Source organism: Acinetobacter piscicola, from assembly GCF_015218165.1.
GTDB lineage: Bacteria > Pseudomonadota > Gammaproteobacteria > Pseudomonadales > Moraxellaceae > Acinetobacter > Acinetobacter piscicola_A.
The window spans coordinates 3817677-3839885 of sequence record NZ_CP048659.1; the positions used below are offsets into that span (position 1 = coordinate 3817677).

The following is a 22209-nucleotide window of genomic DNA, read 5'->3' on the forward strand; positions in this document are numbered from 1 at the left end:
TATAAGTCTCGCAATCCATATACAAATATAAAACTTAAATACGCTAATCTGACTACATAGTGCTTGTCATTAGCATTTTTGCTTTAAATCAGTTTTTTTATGCTATTCGGTTAATTTATTTTGGAGGCAGTCAAGATGATGAAAACAATTATTGTATCAATAACAACTGCTGTATTGACTGTCGGTTGTGTGGCTTTTCCTGATGATGGCTCTTATCGTCAAGGTGGTTATTACGGTGGAAATTATGGCGGTTATGATCGCGACCGCCGCTATGACCGCGATCATGATCGTGACCGTTGGGAAAGAGAACGCGCTTATCGTTTACAGCAAGCTCGCTTAGAACAACAACGTCGCCAACAACAAGTTGACCGTGATCGACAACATCAACGCGACTGGCAACAACGCGAAAGACAACAACATTTAGATCGTCAACGTAGAGAACGTGAACAGCAACGCTTACAACAAATCCAAAGACAGACTTGGGAGCAGCGTCAGCAGCAGAAACCAAACTTTGACAACAATAAACGAAAATGGGAACAACAAAACCAACGTCGAGATGATAAAAAACGTGATCAGCGCAGAGAGCATGATCGTGACTAATCACTTCTATACATCATAAATCAATCAAAACCTGTATTCACGCAGGTTTTTTTGATTCAAGCTTGAATATCTTTAAACCTCAATACTTTAAAAAAATAAGTCATTAAAAAATAGACAGTAAGGCATCCTAACTACTGTCTATCTATTTCACCTAAATTTAACGGTTATTGTGCAGCAGGCTGCTCAACCACATCGGCTTCTGGATTCACTTGCACAGGTGCAGCTTGTTGTAATGTTGGGTCAGATTGCACCGCAACACCTGTTTGTGATGATGTCTCCACGCTTGCAGCTTGTGCAGAGCTATCTACTGGTGCTTGTTGTGTTGCTGCGGTTTCTGGTGCACTGCTCGATTCTGTTGAAGTACATCCAACGGCAGCCAAAGATACGCCTGCCAATACAAGTGAAATTAAACCTAACTTTTTCATTTAAAAATACTTCCTTTCTAGACTCTATAAACAACACAAAGATTCAAATTCTTTGTGTTGCCTATGATTCCTGATATTTATTTGCATTGCGTGTGTTCTTAGTTAGACTTTTAAGCACATCAGGTAAAATGTTGTAGATATTTTATTAATGTTTAAATCGGTCTATTTTCATTAAAATTAGTCTAAATAATCTACTGTTTTTAGAGTAAAAATAGATAAAATTTTGCTTTAAATTTAACAGATATCCGCACAACCTCAGTTAAATATCGCAATATAAAGCTCTATTTACCTTACATTGTAAAATCGATGTTTTAGCCAAAAAAAAAGCGTATCCAAGAGGGTCGGATACGCATTGAAAAAGTATTTCTAAATTACACAGGATTAACTACAGCGAAAAGAATAGCGCTTTCAATCCAAAATAAGAAAGATTTTATTTTAATCACATTATTGGTTTTATGTATAAATATTAAGCAGCAAACAAAATGATTCGTACCAACAAAATGCTGATGAGGGGTAAATTTTTGCGAATTTCTCTGTAAATTCCCTACAAAAAATATCAAATTGTAAGTAAATCTTAGAAATATACGAAATAACAGTAAATAATCACCGCAATAACTTGAATTTTTTGGCGATGCCCACACATTTTGAGTATTAACAAATTAAACACTCATGGCAGTTCAGCTTAAACACAGTGAACCCTGATGCCAAAAAGGACTGTACATGTTTAAGAACCCATTTAAACGGAGTAAATCTATGGCGACTGAGCAAAACCAAGACGCTCAAGATCTTCAACAAGAGCAAGCAGAACAGCAAACTCAAGCTGAAACCGAGCAAGCTGAAGTTTCAGTTGAAGATTTACAAGAAAAAATTGCACAGCTTGAAGGTGATTTAAAACTTGAAAAAGCACGTACTGCCAATGCTGTGTATGAAGCACAAAAAAGTGTAGAGCGTATTCAACGAGAGTCTGAAAAACATAAAGACACGGTACTCGAAAAATTTGCTAAAGAGTTATTGGATTCTGTTGATAACCTTGAGCGCGCGATCCAAGCCGCAGGTGAAGACAATGCAGTACTTGAAGGCGTGAAACTTACCCTGAAATCATTACTTACTACACTGGAGAAATTTGGTGTTGTAGAAGCAGATACAGCAAATGGCTTTAACGCAGACTTACATCAAGCAGTAGGTATTGATCCAAATGCTAAAGCCAATGAAATTGGCAACGTTTTACAAAAGGGCTACACCCTAAATGGTCGCTTGCTCCGCCCTGCAATGGTTATGGTCGGTCAATAAGGTCAAAATATTTGAGAGTTTTTTAAAATATTTTCTAAAAAATAACTTGAAAAATTTTGAATGGCTCTCATATCGGATTACAAGAAAATGCCTTTTGTATTCCCTAATGAATAAAAGGGAAAACGAAAGGATTCAAAAGAATTTAGAGGAATAAATGAATGGCTAAAATTATTGGTATTGACTTAGGTACAACAAACTCATGTGTTGCAGTACTTGAGGGTGACAAAGTTAAAGTAATCGAAAATGCTGAAGGCGCACGTACAACTCCTTCTATCGTTGCTTATAAAGATGGCGAAACTTTAGTGGGTCAATCTGCTAAACGTCAAGCAGTGACTAACCCTAAAAATACATTGTATGCAATCAAACGTTTGATCGGTCGTAAATATCAAGACCAAGCAGTACAAAAAGACATCGGCATTGCACCATTTAAAATCGTGAAAGCGGACAATGGCGATGCTTGGGTTGAAGTAAACGACAAAAAACTTGCACCACAACAAGTTTCAGCAGAAATTTTGAAAAAAATGAAAAAAACTGCTGAAGACTATTTAGGTGAAACAGTAACAGAAGCAGTGATTACTGTTCCTGCATACTTCAATGATGCGCAACGTCAAGCAACAAAAGATGCAGGTAAAATTGCAGGTTTAGATGTTAAACGTATCATCAACGAACCAACTGCTGCGGCACTTGCGTTCGGTATGGACAAAAAAGAAGGTGACCGTAAAGTTGCTGTATATGACCTAGGTGGTGGTACATTCGACGTATCTATCATTGAAATTGCTGACTTAGATGGCGACCAACAAATCGAAGTATTGTCTACAAATGGTGATACATTCCTTGGTGGTGAAGACTTTGATAATGCATTGATCGACTATTTAGTTGAAGAGTTCAAAAAAGAACAAAACTTCAACTTAAAACAAGATCCGCTTGCACTTCAACGTTTAAAAGAAGCAGCTGAAAAAGCAAAAATTGAGCTTTCTTCATCGAACTCAACTGAAATTAACCTTCCATACATCACAGCTGATGCAACTGGTCCTAAACACTTAGTGATCAATGTTACACGTGCAAAACTTGAAGGTTTGGTTGCTGACTTGGTTGCTCGTACCATTGAGCCATGTAAAGTTGCGCTTAAAGATGCAGGTCTTTCGACTTCTGACATCTCTGACGTAATCTTGGTGGGTGGTCAGTCACGTATGCCACTTGTACAACAAAAAGTACAAGAGTTCTTCGGTAAAGAGCCACGTAAAGACGTGAACCCAGATGAAGCAGTGGCGATTGGTGCTGCGATCCAAGGTGCCGTACTTTCAGGTGACAAAACTGACGTACTTTTACTTGACGTAACACCGTTGACACTTGGTATTGAAACAATGGGTGGTGTATTAACACCAATCATTGAGAAAAACACAACGATTCCTGCGAAGAAATCTCAAGTGTTCTCAACTGCTGCGGACAACCAACCAGCTGTAGATATTTCAGTTTACCAAGGTGAACGTAAAATGGCTCAACAAAACAAGTTGTTGGGTAACTTCCAATTAGGTGACATTCCCCCTGCTCCACGTGGTGTGCCACAAATTGAAGTATCGTTCGACATCAACGCTGATGGTATCTTAAAAGTATCTGCGAAAGATAAGAGCACAGGTAAAGAGCAATCAATTCAAATTAAAGCAAACTCAGGTTTGAGCGATGCTGAAATTGAAGCGATGATCAAAGACGCTGAAGCAAATGCTGAAGAAGACCGTAAATTTGAAGAGTTAGCAAAAGCACGTAACGAAGCTGATGCACTTGTATCTTCTGCTCAAAAAGCAGTAAAAGATTTGGGCGAGCAAGTGACTGCTGATGAAAAATCTGCAATCGATGCTGCTGTGTCTGAGCTTGAAGTTGCTGCAAAAGAAAATGACGTTGATGCGATCAAAGCAAAAACTGAAGCTTTACAAAACATCATTATGCCAATTACGCAACGTGCGTATGAAGCGGCTCAAGGTCAAGGCGGAGCTCAAGGTTTCGACCCGAACCAATTTGGCGGTGATGCTGGTCAACAACAGCAAAAAGCAGATGATGGCGTAGTTGATGCTGAGTTCACTGAAGTGAAAGATGACAAAAAATAATTTGTCGCTTTAAATAAAAAACCGCTCAAGAAATTGAGCGGTTTTTTTATACTTCAATTTATTCTATATTGATCACGTTTATAAAATGAGAATGACAAGAATGCAAAAATCCCCTGCTATTTCTTTACCTATATTTTATAGCTTGATTGCAGCCCAATTCATTCTGCCAATCATTGCAGCATTGGTCGATGTACTCAGTCCACAACCTGAACTTGCATTACTCGACAAAACCTTATATATCGAACCACAAAGCCTTGAACTCTTTATCATCACAGGCGCAACGATTCTAATTTCCATCATTAGCATTGGCTTATTTTTACGAAAAAATTGGGCTCGAAAAGCTTATTTATATACATTTTTCCCTGCCTTTCTCATCTACTTTTTGCCTTATATGCATTGGATTTATATGAGCAGTTTTGCCGCTATTTTCAATGACTTGGCTTTTGTAGCTGCAGGCATTTTGCTGACAATCTTAGCAATTCCAGCATTGTATCAGCCTTTATTTGAAGAAAAAAATTAATTTCTTAAGATTTCAGCATAGCGCACACTTAAAGTTCACTTGCGCATTTTTGAATTTAAGTTAAATTAGCAATATTGCAACTTTCAAATATAAAAAATGCGCTTTTGGTTGATTGTTTTCACGATTATTTTTACTGCTTATTTTTCTATACAGCGTTATTTACACCCGCACCTAAACCACAATTCTACGATTGACCGCATTTCTCACCCGCTAGATACTCGCTTACGTTATCACATTGGTGAAATTGACCCACGTTTTCATATGAGTCGTGAACATTTAGCACTTTTAGCACAACAAGGTGCAGATATTTGGCATCAAGGTACAATGAGAAGACTATTTGTTTATGACCCTCACGCCAAATTAGCCATTAATTTAATTTATGATGAACGCCAAGCAGAGTCCACAGCACGCCAACAAGAATTAAACATTTTAGAAAATACACAACAATATCAAAATAATGAAAGATTAAATATTGAAAAATTACGTGCCGAATTAGATCAGTCTAATCGTGAAATAAACATCTATAAAGTGAATTATGAAAGCAAAGTTTCCCAATATAATCAGTTTGTGCAAAGTATTAATCAATCAAATCAATCCTTGCATCCATCAACGCAAGCACAATTAGAACAATTAAAAAATCAACTAGATACTGAACGTATCAATCTCAGTCAAAAACTGGCACTACATAATCAAAAAGTAAATCAACTCAATCAACTCGTGGATGCCTTAAACTCAAATACCCAACAATTCAATCATTCAGTCGATCAATTTAATGCTCGTTTTCAACCGCGCCAATTTGATAAAGGTGTGTTTAATGGTGAAAGTATTAATATTTATGAATTTCAATCTGATGCAGATCTGCGTGTAACGATTGCACATGAACTTGGTCATGCACTCGGACTTTTACATAATACCGACCCAAAAGCACTGATGTATCCCATAATGAAAGAACAAGATTTGCAAAACTTTAGATTAACCGCTGCAGATTTAGCCATGCTAAACTCACGCTAAACATGATTTTATGCTTATTTAAAACCCATATTATAAATAAGTATTAATTTTATTTTCTGAAAATCATGCTATGGTGATCATAGATATTTAAAGGAGATTCCTGTGAGTTATTATCATATTATTCTTGAAGTAAATGATCATATCAGCACGATTGAACAAACACGTGATATTGAAATTTTTGATATTACTGAACTTCAACCTTATCTCCATGCTATTTTATTGCCTTATTTCAATGAACAACAAATCGAACTCGAAGATGAAAATATCGAATTCGCTGATATTTTACATATTGAAATTAAACAAACTTTGCTCCCGATCCAACATTTAATTGAAGAAGAACAAAAACAATTACCAAGCGATACAGATGTAACCATCACCGCTTATGAAATTTTCAATGATCGTGATCATACGCAAGATGTTACGGCTGTGATTTTAGATTTATTAGAAGCTGTGAAAATTGATCAAATAGATATTGAATAAATCTTTATACCTCACTACATCATATAAAAAGGTCTGCCATTGCAGACCTTTTTTAAGAGATTTAAATGATCAATACATTTTACTGCATCATACTTTTTGCCGCCTCATTACGAAATGCTTTTAAAATCTGCTGCCCTGCACGACCTGTTGGCTTTAAACCCAATTTATTTTGTTCTTGTTGAATGGCTTGACGGGTTTTATCGCCAATCAAACCATCTGCATCACCAATATCATAGCCTTTTTTCAACAAATAATTTTGAATTTCACGACGTTCCGCACGAGATGTTCCCGCATCATCTGTTGGCCAAGCTGTTTGGAAAGCTCCCTTACCTTGTAAACGATCAGATAAATGAGCAATCGCCAAAGCATAACTTTCTGCTGCGTTATAACCATAAATCGCATCAAAGTTTTTAAAGACTAAAAATGCCGGACCATTCGCACCTGCAGGCATCATCAAACCTGCTGATGACGCACCTGATAAATTACCTTGAATAATCGGTGTACCATCTACACGGGTAAAACCACGACTTTGCCAAGAACTTAACGACTTTTTATTACGTCGACTTTCACCACCAACCGAAGCACCATCGGGAATTCTGACTTCAAAGCCCCATGGCATACCTGTTTGCCAACCACGTTTTTTCAAGAAATTTGCAGTAGATGCTAAGGCATCAGCAGTACTTGAAACCAAGTCACGACGACCATCTCCATCAAAATCAACAGCTAATTCTTCATAAGTAGATGGCATAAATTGAGTATGACCAAATGCCCCTGCCCACGAGCCTTTTAATTGTTCTTCACGTAGATCACCGCGCTGTAAAATACGCATAGTGGCAAAAAATTCACCTCGGAAATAATCTTGACGACGCCCTTCACAACTCAAAGTGCCCAAAGCTTGCAATAATGGATATTTACCTGAAATATCACCAAAATTACTTTCTACACCCCATACAGCAACAACCGTTTCAGCAGGCACACCATATGCCGCAGCCACACGATTTAGAATATCGCGGTGCTGCGCTAACATTTGACGACCTTTTTCTACACGTTCCTCATCCACCAAACCCGAAAGATAATCCCAAATCGGGGTAGAAAATTCAGGTTGATAATTCAACTTCGCAATCACTGAATAATCAGGTGTTAAATTCTGCGTATAACGGTCATAGGTTGAACCACTCACGCCTGAAGCAATCGCACGTGAACGTAAATTGGCTAAACAACCTTGAAAATCACGTTGTGGGGAATAATCTGAAGATGTATTGGCAATCACAGAAGTTGCACTAACAGGTGATGTTTGACCATTAATCACCAATTCAGCATTTGCCTGTGTCATGGCTAAAAGAGCAGTACCACATAAAAAATATAAGCTACGCATATAATCCACAAAATCTTTGTTCATTAAAATTATGTAATTAACATACCATTCTGTGGATAAAATGACAGAAACAAAACGTAAATTTTAAATTCATTTTCTACTTTTTAAATTCATAATTCATTTTTTGAATTTAAAAAACTATCCACAGGCTAAACATTCTTTAATGTTTGAATTTAAAACTATCTCAAAGTTTTAAATTCAAACTATTATCAAAAGTTATCCACAAACCTTTCGATTTTAAATCTTGCAAAAATAAGATCTAAAGCATTTAATTTTATTCATTTTTTATTTAAATTCAAAAGGGGATTTTTAAATTTAAAAAGCAATTTAGATTGAATTTAAACTTTACCTTTTTAAATTCAAAAGTTTTGAATTCATTTCTCAAAATTTGAATTCAAATATTGCAATAGGCTCAATTTAAATTCAAAAATAAAAGTTTGAATTTAAATCATGAATTAGCATAATTAGAGGAGATTAATGTTCATACATGCTCGATGCCGAGATGATGAAAATGAAAGGTCGACATCATACTGAAATAAAAAAAATAAAAAAGCGACCAAAGGTTTGATCGCTTTTTTTACATGCAAATTTAGATTTAAATGCTCATATCTTCGCTAAGTGCCAAAGGATTTGGTAAAATTTTCGCCAATTGACGGCATAAATTCGTCAATTCAGCGCTGTCATTTGGCATTAATGTAATATGACCAATCTTACGACCTTCACGCTCTGTTTTATTGTAAAGGTGTAAATGAGCACCATTTAACGCTAAAACTTCTTCAGATTTTGGATATTGCCCAATGATATTGATCATCACCGTTGGACGAACCACTTCAGTTGAACCAAGCGGTAAACCTGCCACTGCACGAATGTGATTTTCAAACTGAGAGCATACAGCGCCTTCAATCGACCAATGTCCTGAGTTATGCACACGTGGTGCCATCTCATTGGCATATAAGCCTTTTTCAGTCACAAACAACTCAAGTGTGAGTACACCAACATAGTTCAAATGATTAAGCAGGCGAGTGATGTAGTCTTGTGCCACAGGTTGTAAATCTGTGCTATTCGGTGCAGGTACAATCGAATGTGACAAAATACCATTGTGATGATGATTTTCAGCCAAAGGCCAAGTTTTCACATCACCATCTATACCACGTACGGCAATAATTGAAACTTCACGAGAGAAAGTCACAAAACTTTCTGCAATGAGTTCACCTGCTGGACCTAATTCTGCCCATGCTTGATCAATTTGATCTGCTGAGCGCAAGACGAACTGACCTTTACCATCATAACCACCACGAGAGGTTTTCAGCACGATGGGTAAGCCAAGTTCTGCCACTGCCGATTGCAAGCTTTCCAATGAAGTTACTGCTTTATAGGGTGCAACAGGAATCGCAAGCTCATCAAATAAAGCTTTTTCAGATAAGCGATGTTGTGCAATCGCTAAAGCTTGACGCGTTGGGTGTAAATCTTTTTGCTTGGTCAATACATCAACATCAATCAACGGCGTATTTTCAAACTCAAGACTAAATACATCTGCACTGGCAATGAAGTCTTGTAGACCATTTGCAGCCTTGGTTGAAAATACTGGACCTAATGCTGCAGAAGGACAGTCTGTATTGGCTTCAAAGAAAGTACATTGAATATTGAGCGGTAAGGCAGCTTGCGCCATCATACGACCCAATTGACCGCCACCAAAAATCCCAATGGTTTTATTCATAATCTATGTCCTATGTTCAGCTTGGCTTTAGATTTGACCTGGAATATTTTTGCTCGCCACTTTTTCAGTTTGCGCAGCACGGAATTCTGCAACATTTTTTGCGATTTCAGGACGTGTTAAACCTAAAATTTGTGCTGCCATAATGGCTGCATTGGTTGCACCTGCAGGACCAATTGCCAATGTACCTACCGCAATTCCCGCAGGCATTTGTACAATTGAAAGTAATGAATCCACACCATTTAAGATCGAAGATTTTACGGGTACGCCCAATACAGGAAGATCAGTTTTTGCCGCACACATGCCCGGTAAATGTGCTGCGCCACCTGCACCTGCAATAATCACTTGAATACCCCGTTCACGTGCAGTTTCAGCATATTCAAACAAACGATCTGGTGTACGGTGTGCAGAAACAACTTCCGCTTCAAAAGGAACACCAAGCTGTTTAAGCATATTGGCAGTGTTTTCTAAGGTTGCCCAATCTGACTGAGAACCCATGATAATTCCAACTAGAGGTTGAGCGTCTTGTGCTGCGGCCGCATTCATTGCAAATTTTCCAGAGATTAAAAAAGTAGAGATAAATCTCGACGAGAGAGCCAAGCTTTAATAAGAGCCCCATATTATAGACTGATTTTTCATCTCAAGAAAATTTAACGGACGTAGTAGGGCGATATTTTCATTATTTTTTTGGAGAATATGAAAATTATTTAAATACTTTGGTTTATTGACTTCTAAACACAAAATATACACAGCCCAATAAGCATAAACCTGCCCATACATAATCAAGTTTAAAGGGTTGTTTAAATAGGAAAATCATAAAAGGAACAAAAACTAGTAGAGTCACAACTTCCTGTGTTATTTTCATTTGCCCAATAGGCCAACCTTGTTGTGCTAAAAGTTTAGTCGCAGGAATCATTAGACTATATTCAAACAGGGCAATCACCCAACTGAATAAAATCGCCTGCCAAAGCGGTGCATCGTGCGGTAAAAATTTTAAATGCCCGTACCATGCAAGCGTCATAAAACAGTTGGCAAGGATGAGGAGTAAAAAGGGAAGCAGCATGTTATTTTAAACACAGTATAATGATGCTAAATTACACAAAAATATCAACAAAAAAGAAAGCTATTATTTACAAATTTTTATTGGAAATAGACGTATGGGTATAGATCTTGATCTTATAAATTCTCAATTAGATTTTTCACACGAAACTCCTCAATATTCAGAAATTCAAGCCTTATTCAAGAAAAGTTTAATTGAAGGAAATACTGAATATGCACAATCAATTTACTTTCATCATGATCACTTTCAAAATATCTCCAATTCATTCGAACTGGATGAATTTGCCATCCGCTCTAAAGAGCAAATGTATGTTGACTGGAGAAAAATAGATGCACTAGATGTAGCAGCATCGCCATACAATTACATGTTATTTGCATTTTACTTATATCTTGCATTATTTAAACAACAAACCATTACGCTTCATTTAAATCATAAAAATTCTTTTATTGATCAAATCGTTATTAAACCTATAGCATTTTATCAATTTGATATAAATATAGAAAAAATAGAATATTCATTTAGCGAAATTTATTCATATCTAGATGCCTTATATCAAACTAAACAAAAATTAGAATTTATTCAAACGACAGGTTTAGATGAAATTGAATCTCATAAAATAAATTGGGAAAAAGATCGTAAAACTATTCTTATTCAAGGAGATTTTTTTCGCCTTTTTCATACTGCTGAATTGATTCTAAACTTTATCCACCCATTAAATACCACTGATGAGTTAGAACTGACAGGCATTGTAGGATATAAAGAACACTTAACGGCACTCAGTGCAAATATTGTTTTTTGGCGACCAAATTCAATCGGGTACTTTCTAGGTTGGGATGAGGGAGAATAGATCATTAAAACACAACAAGAAAAACTATCTTTTCCCTTAAACCCTTGCTATCGTTGCTTTCAAATCGAATCAACCTTTTAAGTTAAATTTATAATGACAACACCACAACAACAAAGTGATGTGTCTATAAAAGCAGTGGAGTAAGAACGAATGCATCTGCATATTTTGGGTATTTGTGGCACTTTTATGGGTTCATTGGCACTGTTAGCACGTGACTTGGGACATAAGGTGACAGGGTCAGACGCAAACGTCTATCCACCCATGTCAACCCAACTTGAAAATGCAGGCATCACCTTGATGCAAGGCTATGACCGTAGTCATTTACAACCCCATCCTGACCTTGTGATTGTGGGCAATGCCATGAAACGCGGTATTGATGCGGTAGAATATATGCTCAACGAAGGTCTACCGTATATTTCAGGTCCACAATTCCTTGCAGATCACGTATTACAAGGCAAGCACGTACTGGGTGTTGCAGGCACACATGGTAAAACTACAACCACAACCATGTTGGCTTGGGTACTTGATCAGGCAGGTTTAAATCCAGGCTTTTTAATTGGTGGTGTTCCTTTAGGTTTTAGTGAAAGCGCACGTTTAGGCGGTGGAAAATACTTCTGTGTAGAAGCCGATGAATACGATTCTGCATTCTTCGATAAACGTTCTAAGTTCGTGCATTACCATCCCAAGACAGCCATTTTAAATAACCTTGAATTTGACCATGCGGATATTTTTGATGACTTAGCCGCAATTCAAAAACAATTCCATCACTTAGTTCGTACCATTCCAAGTGAAGGTCGTATCATTGCGCCGATCACTGAAAGCAATATTGATGAAGTCTTGGAAATGGGCTGTTGGACACCTGTGGTTCGTACTTCTTTAGATGCAAATGACTCTGCTGAAGTCTATGCAGAACAATTGTCTGCGGATGGTTCACATTTCAAAGTCTTACAACACGGCGTTGTCAAAGGTGAAGTGAAATGGAACATGACAGGGCAACACAGTGTCGCCAATGCTTTGGCGACGATTGCAGCTGCTGAACATGTCGGTGTTTCAATTGAAACTGCATGTGAAGCTTTATCTAACTTTGGCGGTGTAAAACGCCGTATGGAACTGCTTGACACAGTGAATGGTATTGAAGTTTATGATGACTTTGCACACCACCCAACGGCAATTGACACCACGCTGGAAGGCGCACGCAAACGTTTAGGCGAACGTAAACTGTGGGCAATCATTGAACCACGTTCAAATACCATGCGTATGGGTTCGCACAAAGATGGTTTGGCACATTCTGCACGTTTGGCTGATGAAGTCATTTGGTATCAACCTGAAGGTCTAGACTGGGATTTACAACCTGTCATTGATGCCGCACCGAATAAAGCTGTGGTTGCTCGTACTTTGGATGACATCATCAACACTATAGTTGCTGAAGCAGGTGAGGGCGATGCCGTGGTGATTATGTCTAACGGTGGTTTTGGTGGTTTACATCAAAAATTGATTACGGCATTAAAAGCTAAATAAGCTGTTATAAAACCATTAATTTAATTTAGAAAAACCCGCAAGAGCGGGTTTTTTTATGTACTGAAAACATGGCGCTTAAAAATAATTTTGATAACCTCGATTTTGATAACCAATATGATGTTTTGTAGGTTTTTCTACATTTGCAGTCTGTAATAAAATTTTGAGAAAGCCATCCATCTGTTCGACTGTTAATAAATTAGGCTTAAAATGGCTTAAGCCAATATTTTTAAAGTAACTTGAAATTTTAGTATTAGGATTTACATATTTCATCGACCATTGTTTAAAACTCAATTCAGTAATAGAGCAAATGTGAAATAGATGAATATCAGTATGTCGACTATCGCGTTGGATCGACTCAAATAATGCAAAAACGTGTTCTCTTTCACCTTCGAGACATTGAAAAAATGAACCCTCAGCATAATACAGTACCCCGACAATACCTTGTTGGGCATTAAATCCTCGCGCTCTGGATAAAATATCACTTAAATCAAGCAGCAAATCATTGTCACTTTCTACTCGAACACTGGCATAGCATAAGCGAATCATAACTTTTCTTCTTTATCATGGTTAATTTTATTATTGCTCATTTTTTAATCATTTGTAATTTTTTTCTCACAAAATTCATCTGTTCTGATCACTCAATTTTCTCTGACCACTAAGCGATAATAAGAAATAGGAGAAGTAAACCGATTTTTCCCTGAGTGAACCTAATTGTTAAGTTTTTTTATTCGAGAATAAAATGATTAAAAATTTATTATTGCTCACGATCCTACAAATTTTTTACATTGGTCTTGTACTATTCTTACATAAACTTGGGTTGAACGAGTTTATCAATATTGCCATCATGTCATTTATTTTAGGTATATGTAGCCATTATCTACTTAACACTTGGATATTTAAATTAATACTAGTTTTTTGCCTATCCATACTCTTTATTGCTTTACATGGTTATCTGATGTGGGCTGTATTTATGAGTTGTTATGGTTTAGCACTCACGATTTTTCAATTTAATCTCAATCATTCTGTCCAAAGTAAATATAAGCTTCATCCCCATTGAGGCTTATATTCCTGCAATACATTTCTTTTATAGCATCACATCAGCAAAGCTTTTATCACGTCTAAACATAACATCTACATAGGAGCAAGTCGGCACAATTTTTAACTGCTTTTTACGTGCAAAATCAACCAAAGTATCCAATAACTGACGTGCCATACCTTGCCCACGTAGAGAGTCATCTACCCAAGTATGATTAGCGATGATCTTATCTTCACCACTCCACACATAACTGATCTCAGCAATGCGTTGACCTTGCTCATTTTCTAAAAAAAATTCACCTTGATTTGCATCATCAATATGTTGGAATTGCATATTTTTATCTCATCAATAATTTATCAATATAAATTTAACAAAGTTCATGCAAAAAGAAAATTTGATTAAACAAGATCCTTACGATGAAAATAACACATCACGAATAGATTCATCTTTATCAAAGACTGACTTTGCAAAAGGACAAAGCGGTATCACTGCTATGTTTTTTTCACGTGCAAATTCAACTAAATTATTTAACAATTTACGTCCTACACCTTCACCACGCAATTCATCTTCAACTGTGGTATGGTCAATAATCAATTTATCCTCACCTGCCCATGTATAGGTCATTTCAGCCAAACGATGACCTTCCTCGCCAATATAAAATTCGCCTTTTTTAGCATCATTTTTATGCTTGATTTCTAACATTTTTCTACCTCTTGATAAAATCAGTATTTTTCAACATGCCATAAATATTCAATATTTTCTGTTAAGTTTTTTTATAAATTTAAAATCATCAGCACAGCACTTAAAATCAATAATCACAAAATCGTCAACTTAAAATACAGCGTAAAATGCTGTTAGACTCAGGTTTATCGCATTCTACTCACAGATCAAAGAAGGGCACTATGAAAAAATGATCACGACCAACTAATGATCTTCTTTCTACATATTTCTAAACTTTATTTCACTTAACAAGCCCACCAAATCAGCCTAAAATTTAGTACACATTATTTAAACAATTGACGATGTCAGCCTCTACTACTCCCCAAAACCCAAGATCAGCATCCACACCAAATCAAACACAGCAATGGATCAGTGTCATTAGCCTTGCTTTTGCTGCATTTATTTTTAATACCACAGAATTTATTCCTGTTGCTTTGCTCAGTGATATTGGTCAAAGCTTTGCTATGCCTGCCACCGATGTGGGCATCATGATTACCATTTATGCATGGGTGGTTGCACCGATTTCCCTCCCCATCATGTTATTGACTAAAAATTTTGAACGTAGATTTCTACTGATCGCATTATTCTGCGTTTTTATTCTCAGTCATACCTTGTCTTATTTTGCATGGAATTTTGAAGTTTTATTGCTCAGTCGCATCGGGATTGCTTTTGCCCATGCTTTATTTTGGTCAATTACAGCTTCTCTTGCTGTGCGTGTTGCCCCTCAGGGCAAAGCGTTTCAAGCCTTGGGCTTACTTGCTACAGGCACGGCTTTGGCCATGGTCTTAGGTATTCCATTTGGGCGCATCATTGGTGAAACATACGGATGGCGTAATACTTTTGCATTGATCGCCATTGGGGCTGCGATTGTTTGTTTAATTTTAGCCAAAACTTTACCCAAGCTTCCGAGTGTCAATTCAGGCTCATTAAGCAGTTTAAAAGTATTCTATCAACGTCCAGCCTTAATGATGGTATTTGCACTCACCATTATTGTGATTACCGCTCAATTTACCGCATATAGTTATATTGAGCCTTTTGCCCTAAATATTGCACATTTCAGTTCATCACAAACGACAACCTTATTGCTGATCTATGGGGCTGCTGGCTTTTTAGGCTCTTATTTATTTGGAAAATTTGCTAAAAAATATCCAAAACTCCCGATCCCATTGAGTAGTGCTGTACTCGCAATTTCAATGCTATTGCTGATTCCACTTGCAACTGACTTTATTTATTTTAGTTTGGTGAGTTTATTCTGGGGAATAGCGATTATTTGTTTTAGCCTTGCACAACAAGCCAAAGCCCTAAATTTAGCTTCGGATGCTACAGATGTCGCAATGGCAATCTATTCAGGACTTTATAATGTCGGCATCGGCGGTGGTGCTTTACTGGGTGGGTTCGTTACAGCACATTATGGTTTAAATCACATTGGCTTAGTCGGAGGCGTCTTAGCACTGCTCGGCACAATATTGGCCTGCATTTTAGTGACTCGTAAAGATTTTTAACTGCAATTATTCTGAGGAAATGTGTAAAAAGAAATTGCGTCAGTTTAAAAATTATGCAATATTAATCACATTAAGTATCCACGTTTGATACTTATTCCAAATTCATTGAACAAGGGGAGTAGCCTCTCCAAATGATCTCTATAGGATTATAAATTTTATATAGAGACCAGATGTCAGAATATCGTCATTACGCATTTTTTATTTACACAAATAAAAAAGCCGGTATCTGAGCATTATCTGTCACAGATAATGTAGGCAAGACTTTGATCATGTTGATACAGATGTTTAATCGTCTGGCAACTGGTCAAGGTCTTTTTTTATGCCTGATTGATTGCCAGAAATGGAGTTTTTATGGAATCAATCGGTAATCTTTGGCTGTATTTTGCATTTTTTGCAATTGTTGCAGTCATGCTTCTCATCGACTTTCTAGGCTTTAAACAAAAAGAAGGGCAAGAAGTAAAAGTTAAAACCGCAGCGTACTGGAGTATTGCTTGGGTCACGGTTGCAACTTTATTTGGTGGTGGTTTGTGGTTGTATCTACAACAAACCGCAGGTGTGACCATCGCCAATACCAAAACCATGGAATATTTTGCAGGTTATTTACTCGAAAAATCCCTCGCAATTGACAACGTTTTCGTCTGGATGATGATCTTCGCAGCTTTTGCTATTCCGCCCGCTTTACAACGTAAATTATTACTCTACGGCGTACTCGGTGCAATCGTATTAAGAACCATTTTTATCTTTATTGGTGCATGGTTCGTTCAAGAATTTTCGTGGATTTTATATATTTTCGGTGCATTTTTGGTCTATACAGGCTTTAAATTATTGAAAGGTCAAGATGAAGAAGACAGCAATATTGAAGATATGGCGATTCTAAAATGGTTGCGTAAACACATGCGAATTATGCCGAATTTGGAAGGTGGAAAATTCTTTGTCCGTCAAAATGGCGTGTTATGGGCAACGCCATTATTCTTGGTCTTGATTTTAGTGGAAGCATCTGATGTTATCTTTGCGGTCGACTCTATTCCTGCAATCTTTGCTGTCACAACCGACCCCTTTATTGTATTAACCGCAAACCTCATGGCGATTTTAGGTTTACGTGCAATGTTTTTCCTGCTTTCAGGTGCAGCAGCAAAAATGCATTATTTGCCATATGGTCTTGGGATTATTCTCGTTTTCATCGGCTTTAAAATGTTAATGCTCGATGTGTTCCATATGCCAATTTGGATTTCGTTAGGCTTTATTGTGATTGTCTTAGCGATCACAGCATGGTTATCGATTCTATATAATAAGAAACAAACACTAAACTCTTAAGTTCCGTTTAAAAAGCCTTTCTCAATGAAAGGCTTTTTAAAAATCAATATCAGGACACAATCTCTAACTTTTCCCATCGCTGCAAAAACCGTTTAGACATCACACGTTGCATAAACACATCATGGCTGACCAACCGATCATTCCAGCGTAACTTTAATGCAAATAAATCATACAAACCGAAGGGTGCAATGATCTCTAAATCATCATTTTCTAATAAACGTATTGCGATTGCAGTGGCTGTTTCAGGCCAAACGGACAAAGCCTCATGTAACGAAGCATAAGGCAAAATCGACTGACCATTTTCCGTGCTATACCATGTATGCACAGTGGCTTGATTCACAACATCCCACTCATTTTCAGGGAAATTTTGGATTAATTGTCTCGTAATTTCATGGGTTATTCTTTGATGCTCTTCATGCTCATCAAAGAAAATGACGTCAATTTCGCTGTGTATCACATCATAGGTTTGACCATGTAAAACTGACCATACAAGGTTGCGAATCACACCCGCACTCAAATATGCATCGGGTGCAATGTGTCTTAAATAAACCAATCTTTGCCACAAGGCTTGTTCACGAAAAATTATTTCTATCAGGGCCTGATCAAAATTCTGTTTTGTAAAATCAAATAGTTGTAGGTTTTTCATGCGCTTTCAACATGCTTTTTTGGAAAAATAGTCACTGTACAATTTCAGCACATGCCCATATTATACAGCGCATAAAATTTGTTTTAATTTTTATTCTGTTAGAAAGCAAATAGATAAAAATACTGAAAATGCAAGGCAGACCATGCGTTCAAAAAAAATCAGTTTAGTCATTGTGCCACTTTTGATGACTGCGTGTAGTAGTCATGATAAACCACTTGTTCAAGATGTTTATAACAGCCAATATGATTGTGCATACGATTGGGATACAGAACTCTGTGAAGAAGAACAAACCACGAGTTCATCCCATAGTGGCTATTATGGCGGGATACGTTATATAGGCCCGCAATATTATCAGGGCAATCGTAAAGTGAATTTTGCAGGGCGTAAAATCCAACCCTCAAGCAATCTCAGTGTTGGGCAACCTTATATTTCCCAAGTCGCCAAATCAAATAGTAAATCTTCACCTGTGCGTGGTGGTTTTGGACGTAGTGGCGGATCATTTGGTGGTTAAAACTCACATCCTGAGTTTGCTGTAACAATTCATTTAAAAGTTATTGATGACATTATGAAAAGAAAACTGTTCCAAGCCCGTCCAAACTGGCAGCAAGAACACGAAAATATTGGCTTTGATTATTATAATTTACCTTCTGCGGATGGCTCGATTTATTGGTCTGAAGGGGTAGCATATGAGTTTAGCTTAAAGCAAATCGAACAGCTTGAAGATGCCTCGAATGAACTGCATCAAATGTGCTTACACGTGGCAGGGGAGATGATTCAGCAGGGTAATTATCCTGATTATTTTCAAATACCACACAGCGCTATTCCGCTCATTGAACATTCATGGCATCACCATGCACCCATGCTTTATGGACGTTTTGACTTTGCCTATGATGGTCAACAAATCAAGATGCTTGAATACAATGCCGATACCCCTACAGGTTTACTTGAAGCATCAGTTGCACAGTGGCATTGGATTGAACAAGTTGAAAATATTGCAAACCGTGATCAATTTAATAGTATTCATGAAGACCTGATTAAACGCTGGAAAACAATTTTTCCACGTGGCGCACATATCCATTTTGCAGCATGCCAAGAAGCAGGACGTGAAGACTGGGGCAATCTGGAATATTTAATGGATACAGCCTTTCAAGCAGGGCATAAAGTGTCTGAGCTATCGATGGAAAATATCGGTTGGGATGGCAACAACTTTGTCGATTTGAATGATCAAGAAATTCAAAATTTGTTTAAGCTGTATCCTTGGGAATGGATTTGGGAAGAAAATTTTTCTCAGTACTTAAAACCTGAAACGCATTGGGTTGAGCCGTGTTGGAAAATGCTCTTGTCCAATAAAGCACTATTAGTCGAGCTTTGGAAGAAGTTTCCGCATCATCCGTTATTACTCGAATCACATGCATTTAAATCTGATATGCAGCTGCATGGCAAATGGGTCAAAAAACCTATTTTGGCACGTGAAGGTGCCAATATTCGTGTAGTACAGGACAATCTCGACCAAGGTGCTGCATCGGGTAGTTTCTATTTCGATGATTATGATAAATATGGCTACATCGCGCAGAAATGGGTAGATACGCCGTTATTTGATGGCAAATTACCAACCTTAGGTTTATGGATGGTGGGACACACCTGTGCAGGTATGTCGATCCGTGAGGACGAGTTTGACATTATTGGCAATGATGCACATTTTGCAGCACATTATTTTGTGGAATAAACACGATGTACTTAAAATGTACATTGATCTACGCAGAGAAAAGATGATTTCAAAATTAATCACTCAAAATCAGATCAGATAAAATTCAACAAATTTATTGACCCTAAAATAAAAAAGCCGATCTTATCAATATCGGCTTTTCAACAACATAGACACTCGATGAGATTAAATCGTATGCTCGGCTACTCGTTTCATGTATTTATTCAAACGGGTAAAAAATAAAATCTGTAAAAAAATGGTAAAAGCAGAGACACACCATTCATACCACAGATCAAAAGCAGTATTTTCTAGTTGGAAAAACTGATAAATCCCCAGTAATACCAAGCCAAATACAATACCTGCGACTGTGGTTTGCAACAAAATTGGAAATGATAATGCCGTGATCCGATTCATAAAATGCACACCATGATCACCGCCATTGGCAACATAGCTGCGCTGAATCCCAATAAACATAATGATTAAAGTTAAAATTGCTTCCACCCCAATCACACGTATATCGTAATAAGGTGAATACATACCATAGTAATACACAGCACTGACGACCAATGCGGCGATCAAATAATAATTTTTATAATGGCGTTTCTCTAAAGTGTCTTCTGAAAGTTCATGCGCTAAGGCTTTGGTATTCCAAAAATACATAAATATTGTTATCTCTTATTCGTTGATTTGTGCACACTTTACGCATTCTTTTCACAAAGATAAAGCACTAAAACCAACACTTTCATGGCAGCTGTCACTGTGCATTCAGACATAAATTACTGAAGCATGCTACTAAATGGGCTACAATCAATCGAAAAAATTCACAACGTAGGTTCAAAATGTCTTCTATCATTGCAACGACGGCGATTCGCGGTCGCTTCCTCGATATTCAGAATACGGTTGCCCAAGCGCGTGATATTCACGACCAAGTGCGATATGTAGAAGATGGTTTATTACTCATCAATGACGGAAAAATTGTTTGGTTTGGTGCTTGGACGGAAGGGCAAACCTATTTGCCTGCTGATCTCAAAGTTGAACATTATGCAAATCAATTAATTGTTCCAGGTTTTATCGACACACATATTCATTTTCCTCAAACAGAAATGGTCGGTGCCTACGGTGAACAACTTTTAGAATGGCTCAATACCTATACCTTCCCAACTGAAATTCAATTTCAAGATAAAGCTTATGCTGACCAAATTGCCCATTTCTTTATCAATGAACTTCTAAAAAATGGTACAACCACAGCTTTAGTATTCTGTACAGTACATCCACAATCAGTTGATGCCTTGTTTGAGGCGGCTGAACGCCATCAAATGCGTTTGATCGCAGGTAAAGTGATGATGGATCGTCATGCACCTGAAGCACTCACAGACACAGCAGAAAGTGCGTATGATGACTCCAAAGCCCTCATTGAAAAATGGCATGGCAAAGGGCGTAACCTGTATGCGATTACCCCACGTTTTGCTCCGACCTCAACGCCTGAACAATTGCAGCGGGCAGGGCAGCTCAAAGCTGAATATCCTGATGTCTATGTACATACCCATTTAAGTGAAAATAAAAATGAAATCGCATGGGTTAAAGAATTATTCCCTGAACAAAAAGGGTATTTGGATGTGTATCACCATTATGGCTTAACAGGCGAGCGTTCGGTTTTTGCCCATTGTGTGCATTTGGAAGAACATGAATGGGATTGTATGCATGATACAGACTCGGCCATCGCGTTCTGTCCAACCTCAAACCTGTTCCTCGGCAGTGGTTTATTTCCATTGAAAAAAACATGGGAAAAGCAAGTCAAAGTTGGACTCGGAACTGATATTGGCGCAGGGACATCATTCTGTCAATTACAAACATTAAATGAAGCCTATAAAGTACAGCAACTACAGGGTGACAAACTGTCTGCCTTTGAGTCGCTTTATCATGCCACGCTTGGCGGTGCCAAAGCCTTAGACTTGCAAGATAAATTAGGCAACTTCAATGTCGGCAAAGAAGCAGATTTTGTGGTCTTGAACTTAAAAGCGACAGCGCTACAACAGTTACGTCAGCAACGTGCCAAAAACATTGAAGATGCGTTATTTGCCTTATTTACTATGGGGGATGATCGTAATATTCAAGCCACGTATATCTATGGAAATAAAGCCTATGAACAAAGCTAAACAACCACAGCAAAAGCTGAAACAATCCAAGAAAAAATTGATTTTAATTGGAACAGTTTTTGTGGTCTGTGCGCTCTTGCTGAAAAAAGATGCTCACTAAACTTTAGCGTTTTTACATTTCAACTGGCAAAAAAGATGCATCTTCAGTCGATATGTTTTAAAATTGATGCATCTTATAGGTGTTGCTC

At 37.5% G+C, this 22209-nt stretch carries 23 protein-coding genes; 13 read left to right on the top strand and 10 right to left on the bottom strand.

The features are described from left to right. Window positions 1-135 precede the first annotated feature (135 nt). On the top strand, window positions 136-600 hold the full coding sequence (locus G0028_RS18825; protein WP_174494043.1) for a hypothetical protein: 465 nt from the start codon (window positions 136-138) through the stop codon (window positions 598-600). Between the two features lie 164 nt (window positions 601-764). Here G0028_RS18825 and G0028_RS18830 read toward each other — a convergent pair whose 3' ends face one another. Continuing rightward, window positions 765-1025 carry a hypothetical protein gene (locus G0028_RS18830; protein ID WP_180047031.1) on the bottom strand — a complete coding sequence of 87 codons (261 nt, stop codon included), beginning with the start codon at window positions 1023-1025 and terminating at the stop codon, window positions 765-767. A 753-nt stretch (window positions 1026-1778) separates the two neighbouring features. Here G0028_RS18830 and grpE point away from each other — a divergent pair. The 5 genes from grpE to G0028_RS18855 all read left to right on the top strand — a co-directional run bounded on the left by grpE (window position 1779) and on the right by G0028_RS18855 (window position 6428). Beyond that, window positions 1779-2315, top strand: a complete 537-nt coding sequence (grpE, locus tag G0028_RS18835) for a nucleotide exchange factor GrpE (RefSeq protein WP_130075161.1) — start codon at window positions 1779-1781, stop codon at window positions 2313-2315. A gap of 158 nt (window positions 2316-2473) precedes the next feature. Next, window positions 2474-4417 carry a molecular chaperone DnaK gene (dnaK, locus tag G0028_RS18840; RefSeq protein WP_174494044.1) on the top strand — a complete coding sequence of 648 codons (1944 nt, stop codon included), beginning with the start codon at window positions 2474-2476 and terminating at the stop codon, window positions 4415-4417. 100 nt (window positions 4418-4517) lie between these two features. After that, window positions 4518-4937 carry a hypothetical protein gene (locus tag G0028_RS18845; protein ID WP_180047029.1) on the top strand — a complete coding sequence of 140 codons (420 nt, stop codon included), beginning with the start codon at window positions 4518-4520 and terminating at the stop codon, window positions 4935-4937. 96 nt (window positions 4938-5033) lie between these two features. After that, the gene (locus G0028_RS18850) at window positions 5034-5948 is read left to right on the top strand and encodes a matrixin family metalloprotease (protein WP_180047027.1); all 915 of its coding nucleotides are present in this window, start codon (window positions 5034-5036) and stop codon (window positions 5946-5948) included. A 102-nt stretch (window positions 5949-6050) separates the two neighbouring features. Further along, window positions 6051-6428: a hypothetical protein gene (locus tag G0028_RS18855; RefSeq protein WP_130075151.1), complete on the top strand. Its 378-nt coding sequence runs from the start codon at window positions 6051-6053 to the stop codon at window positions 6426-6428. 79 nt (window positions 6429-6507) lie between these two features. Here the strand turns inward: G0028_RS18855 and G0028_RS18860 are convergent, their stop codons facing one another. The 4 genes from G0028_RS18860 to G0028_RS18875 all read right to left on the bottom strand — a co-directional run bounded on the left by G0028_RS18860 (window position 6508) and on the right by G0028_RS18875 (window position 10580). Next, window positions 6508-7803 (bottom strand): lytic murein transglycosylase, encoded by a 1296-nt coding sequence (locus G0028_RS18860; RefSeq protein ID WP_180047025.1) that lies wholly within the window; start codon window positions 7801-7803, stop codon window positions 6508-6510. A gap of 595 nt (window positions 7804-8398) precedes the next feature. Beyond that, window positions 8399-9520 carry a 5-(carboxyamino)imidazole ribonucleotide synthase gene (locus tag G0028_RS18865; RefSeq protein ID WP_180047023.1) on the bottom strand — a complete coding sequence of 374 codons (1122 nt, stop codon included), beginning with the start codon at window positions 9518-9520 and terminating at the stop codon, window positions 8399-8401. 27 nt (window positions 9521-9547) lie between these two features. Beyond that, window positions 9548-10063 carry a 5-(carboxyamino)imidazole ribonucleotide mutase gene (gene purE, locus G0028_RS18870; protein WP_130075148.1) on the bottom strand — a complete coding sequence of 172 codons (516 nt, stop codon included), beginning with the start codon at window positions 10061-10063 and terminating at the stop codon, window positions 9548-9550. 175 nt (window positions 10064-10238) lie between these two features. After that, window positions 10239-10580, bottom strand: a complete 342-nt coding sequence (locus tag G0028_RS18875) for a DMT family protein (protein WP_180047021.1) — start codon at window positions 10578-10580, stop codon at window positions 10239-10241. Between the two features lie 94 nt (window positions 10581-10674). Between G0028_RS18875 and G0028_RS18880 the strand changes: the two genes are divergently transcribed. Together G0028_RS18880 and mpl are read left to right on the top strand one after the other, a co-directional pair. Then, window positions 10675-11424, top strand: coding sequence for a hypothetical protein (locus tag G0028_RS18880; RefSeq protein WP_180047019.1), 750 nt, complete (start codon window positions 10675-10677; stop codon window positions 11422-11424). A 150-nt stretch (window positions 11425-11574) separates the two neighbouring features. Further along, window positions 11575-12942, top strand: coding sequence for a UDP-N-acetylmuramate:L-alanyl-gamma-D-glutamyl-meso-diaminopimelate ligase (gene mpl, locus G0028_RS18885; protein WP_130075145.1), 1368 nt, complete (start codon window positions 11575-11577; stop codon window positions 12940-12942). 75 nt (window positions 12943-13017) lie between these two features. Here the strand turns inward: mpl and G0028_RS18890 are convergent, their stop codons facing one another. The 3 genes from G0028_RS18890 to G0028_RS18900 form a co-directional block, all read right to left on the bottom strand. After that, a complete protein-coding gene (locus G0028_RS18890; protein WP_180047017.1) occupies window positions 13018-13488 on the bottom strand; it encodes a BLUF domain-containing protein in 471 nt (156 codons plus the stop codon). A 538-nt stretch (window positions 13489-14026) separates the two neighbouring features. Further along, window positions 14027-14311 (bottom strand): GNAT family N-acetyltransferase, encoded by a 285-nt coding sequence (locus tag G0028_RS18895; RefSeq protein WP_174494052.1) that lies wholly within the window; start codon window positions 14309-14311, stop codon window positions 14027-14029. A gap of 78 nt (window positions 14312-14389) precedes the next feature. Then, a complete protein-coding gene (locus G0028_RS18900; protein WP_174494053.1) occupies window positions 14390-14680 on the bottom strand; it encodes a GNAT family N-acetyltransferase in 291 nt (96 codons plus the stop codon). A 320-nt stretch (window positions 14681-15000) separates the two neighbouring features. Between G0028_RS18900 and G0028_RS18905 the strand changes: the two genes are divergently transcribed. Together G0028_RS18905 and G0028_RS18910 are read left to right on the top strand one after the other, a co-directional pair. Next, on the top strand, window positions 15001-16200 hold the full coding sequence (locus G0028_RS18905) for a sugar transporter (RefSeq protein ID WP_180047015.1): 1200 nt from the start codon (window positions 15001-15003) through the stop codon (window positions 16198-16200). A gap of 351 nt (window positions 16201-16551) precedes the next feature. After that, entirely contained in the window at window positions 16552-17514 is a 963-nt protein-coding gene (locus G0028_RS18910) for a TerC family protein (protein ID WP_174494055.1), read from the top strand. Window positions 17515-17563: 49 nt separating this feature from the next. Here the strand turns inward: G0028_RS18910 and G0028_RS18915 are convergent, their stop codons facing one another. Further along, window positions 17564-18160, bottom strand: coding sequence for a nucleotidyltransferase family protein (locus tag G0028_RS18915; protein WP_174494056.1), 597 nt, complete (start codon window positions 18158-18160; stop codon window positions 17564-17566). A gap of 142 nt (window positions 18161-18302) precedes the next feature. Here G0028_RS18915 and G0028_RS18920 point away from each other — a divergent pair, with 142 nt between their 5' ends. Then, window positions 18303-18671 carry a hypothetical protein gene (locus tag G0028_RS18920; protein WP_130075138.1) on the top strand — a complete coding sequence of 123 codons (369 nt, stop codon included), beginning with the start codon at window positions 18303-18305 and terminating at the stop codon, window positions 18669-18671. 54 nt (window positions 18672-18725) lie between these two features. Further along, complete coding sequence (locus tag G0028_RS18925) at window positions 18726-19886, top strand: glutathionylspermidine synthase family protein (RefSeq protein ID WP_180047013.1); 1161 nt, start codon at window positions 18726-18728, stop codon at window positions 19884-19886. Window positions 19887-20051: 165 nt separating this feature from the next. Here the strand turns inward: G0028_RS18925 and G0028_RS18930 are convergent, their stop codons facing one another. Next, window positions 20052-20525 carry a hypothetical protein gene (locus G0028_RS18930; protein ID WP_180047011.1) on the bottom strand — a complete coding sequence of 158 codons (474 nt, stop codon included), beginning with the start codon at window positions 20523-20525 and terminating at the stop codon, window positions 20052-20054. A gap of 179 nt (window positions 20526-20704) precedes the next feature. Here G0028_RS18930 and guaD point away from each other — a divergent pair, with 179 nt between their 5' ends. Then, entirely contained in the window at window positions 20705-22021 is a 1317-nt protein-coding gene (gene guaD, locus G0028_RS18935) for a guanine deaminase (protein ID WP_180047009.1), read from the top strand. Window positions 22022-22209: the final 188 nt, after the last annotated feature.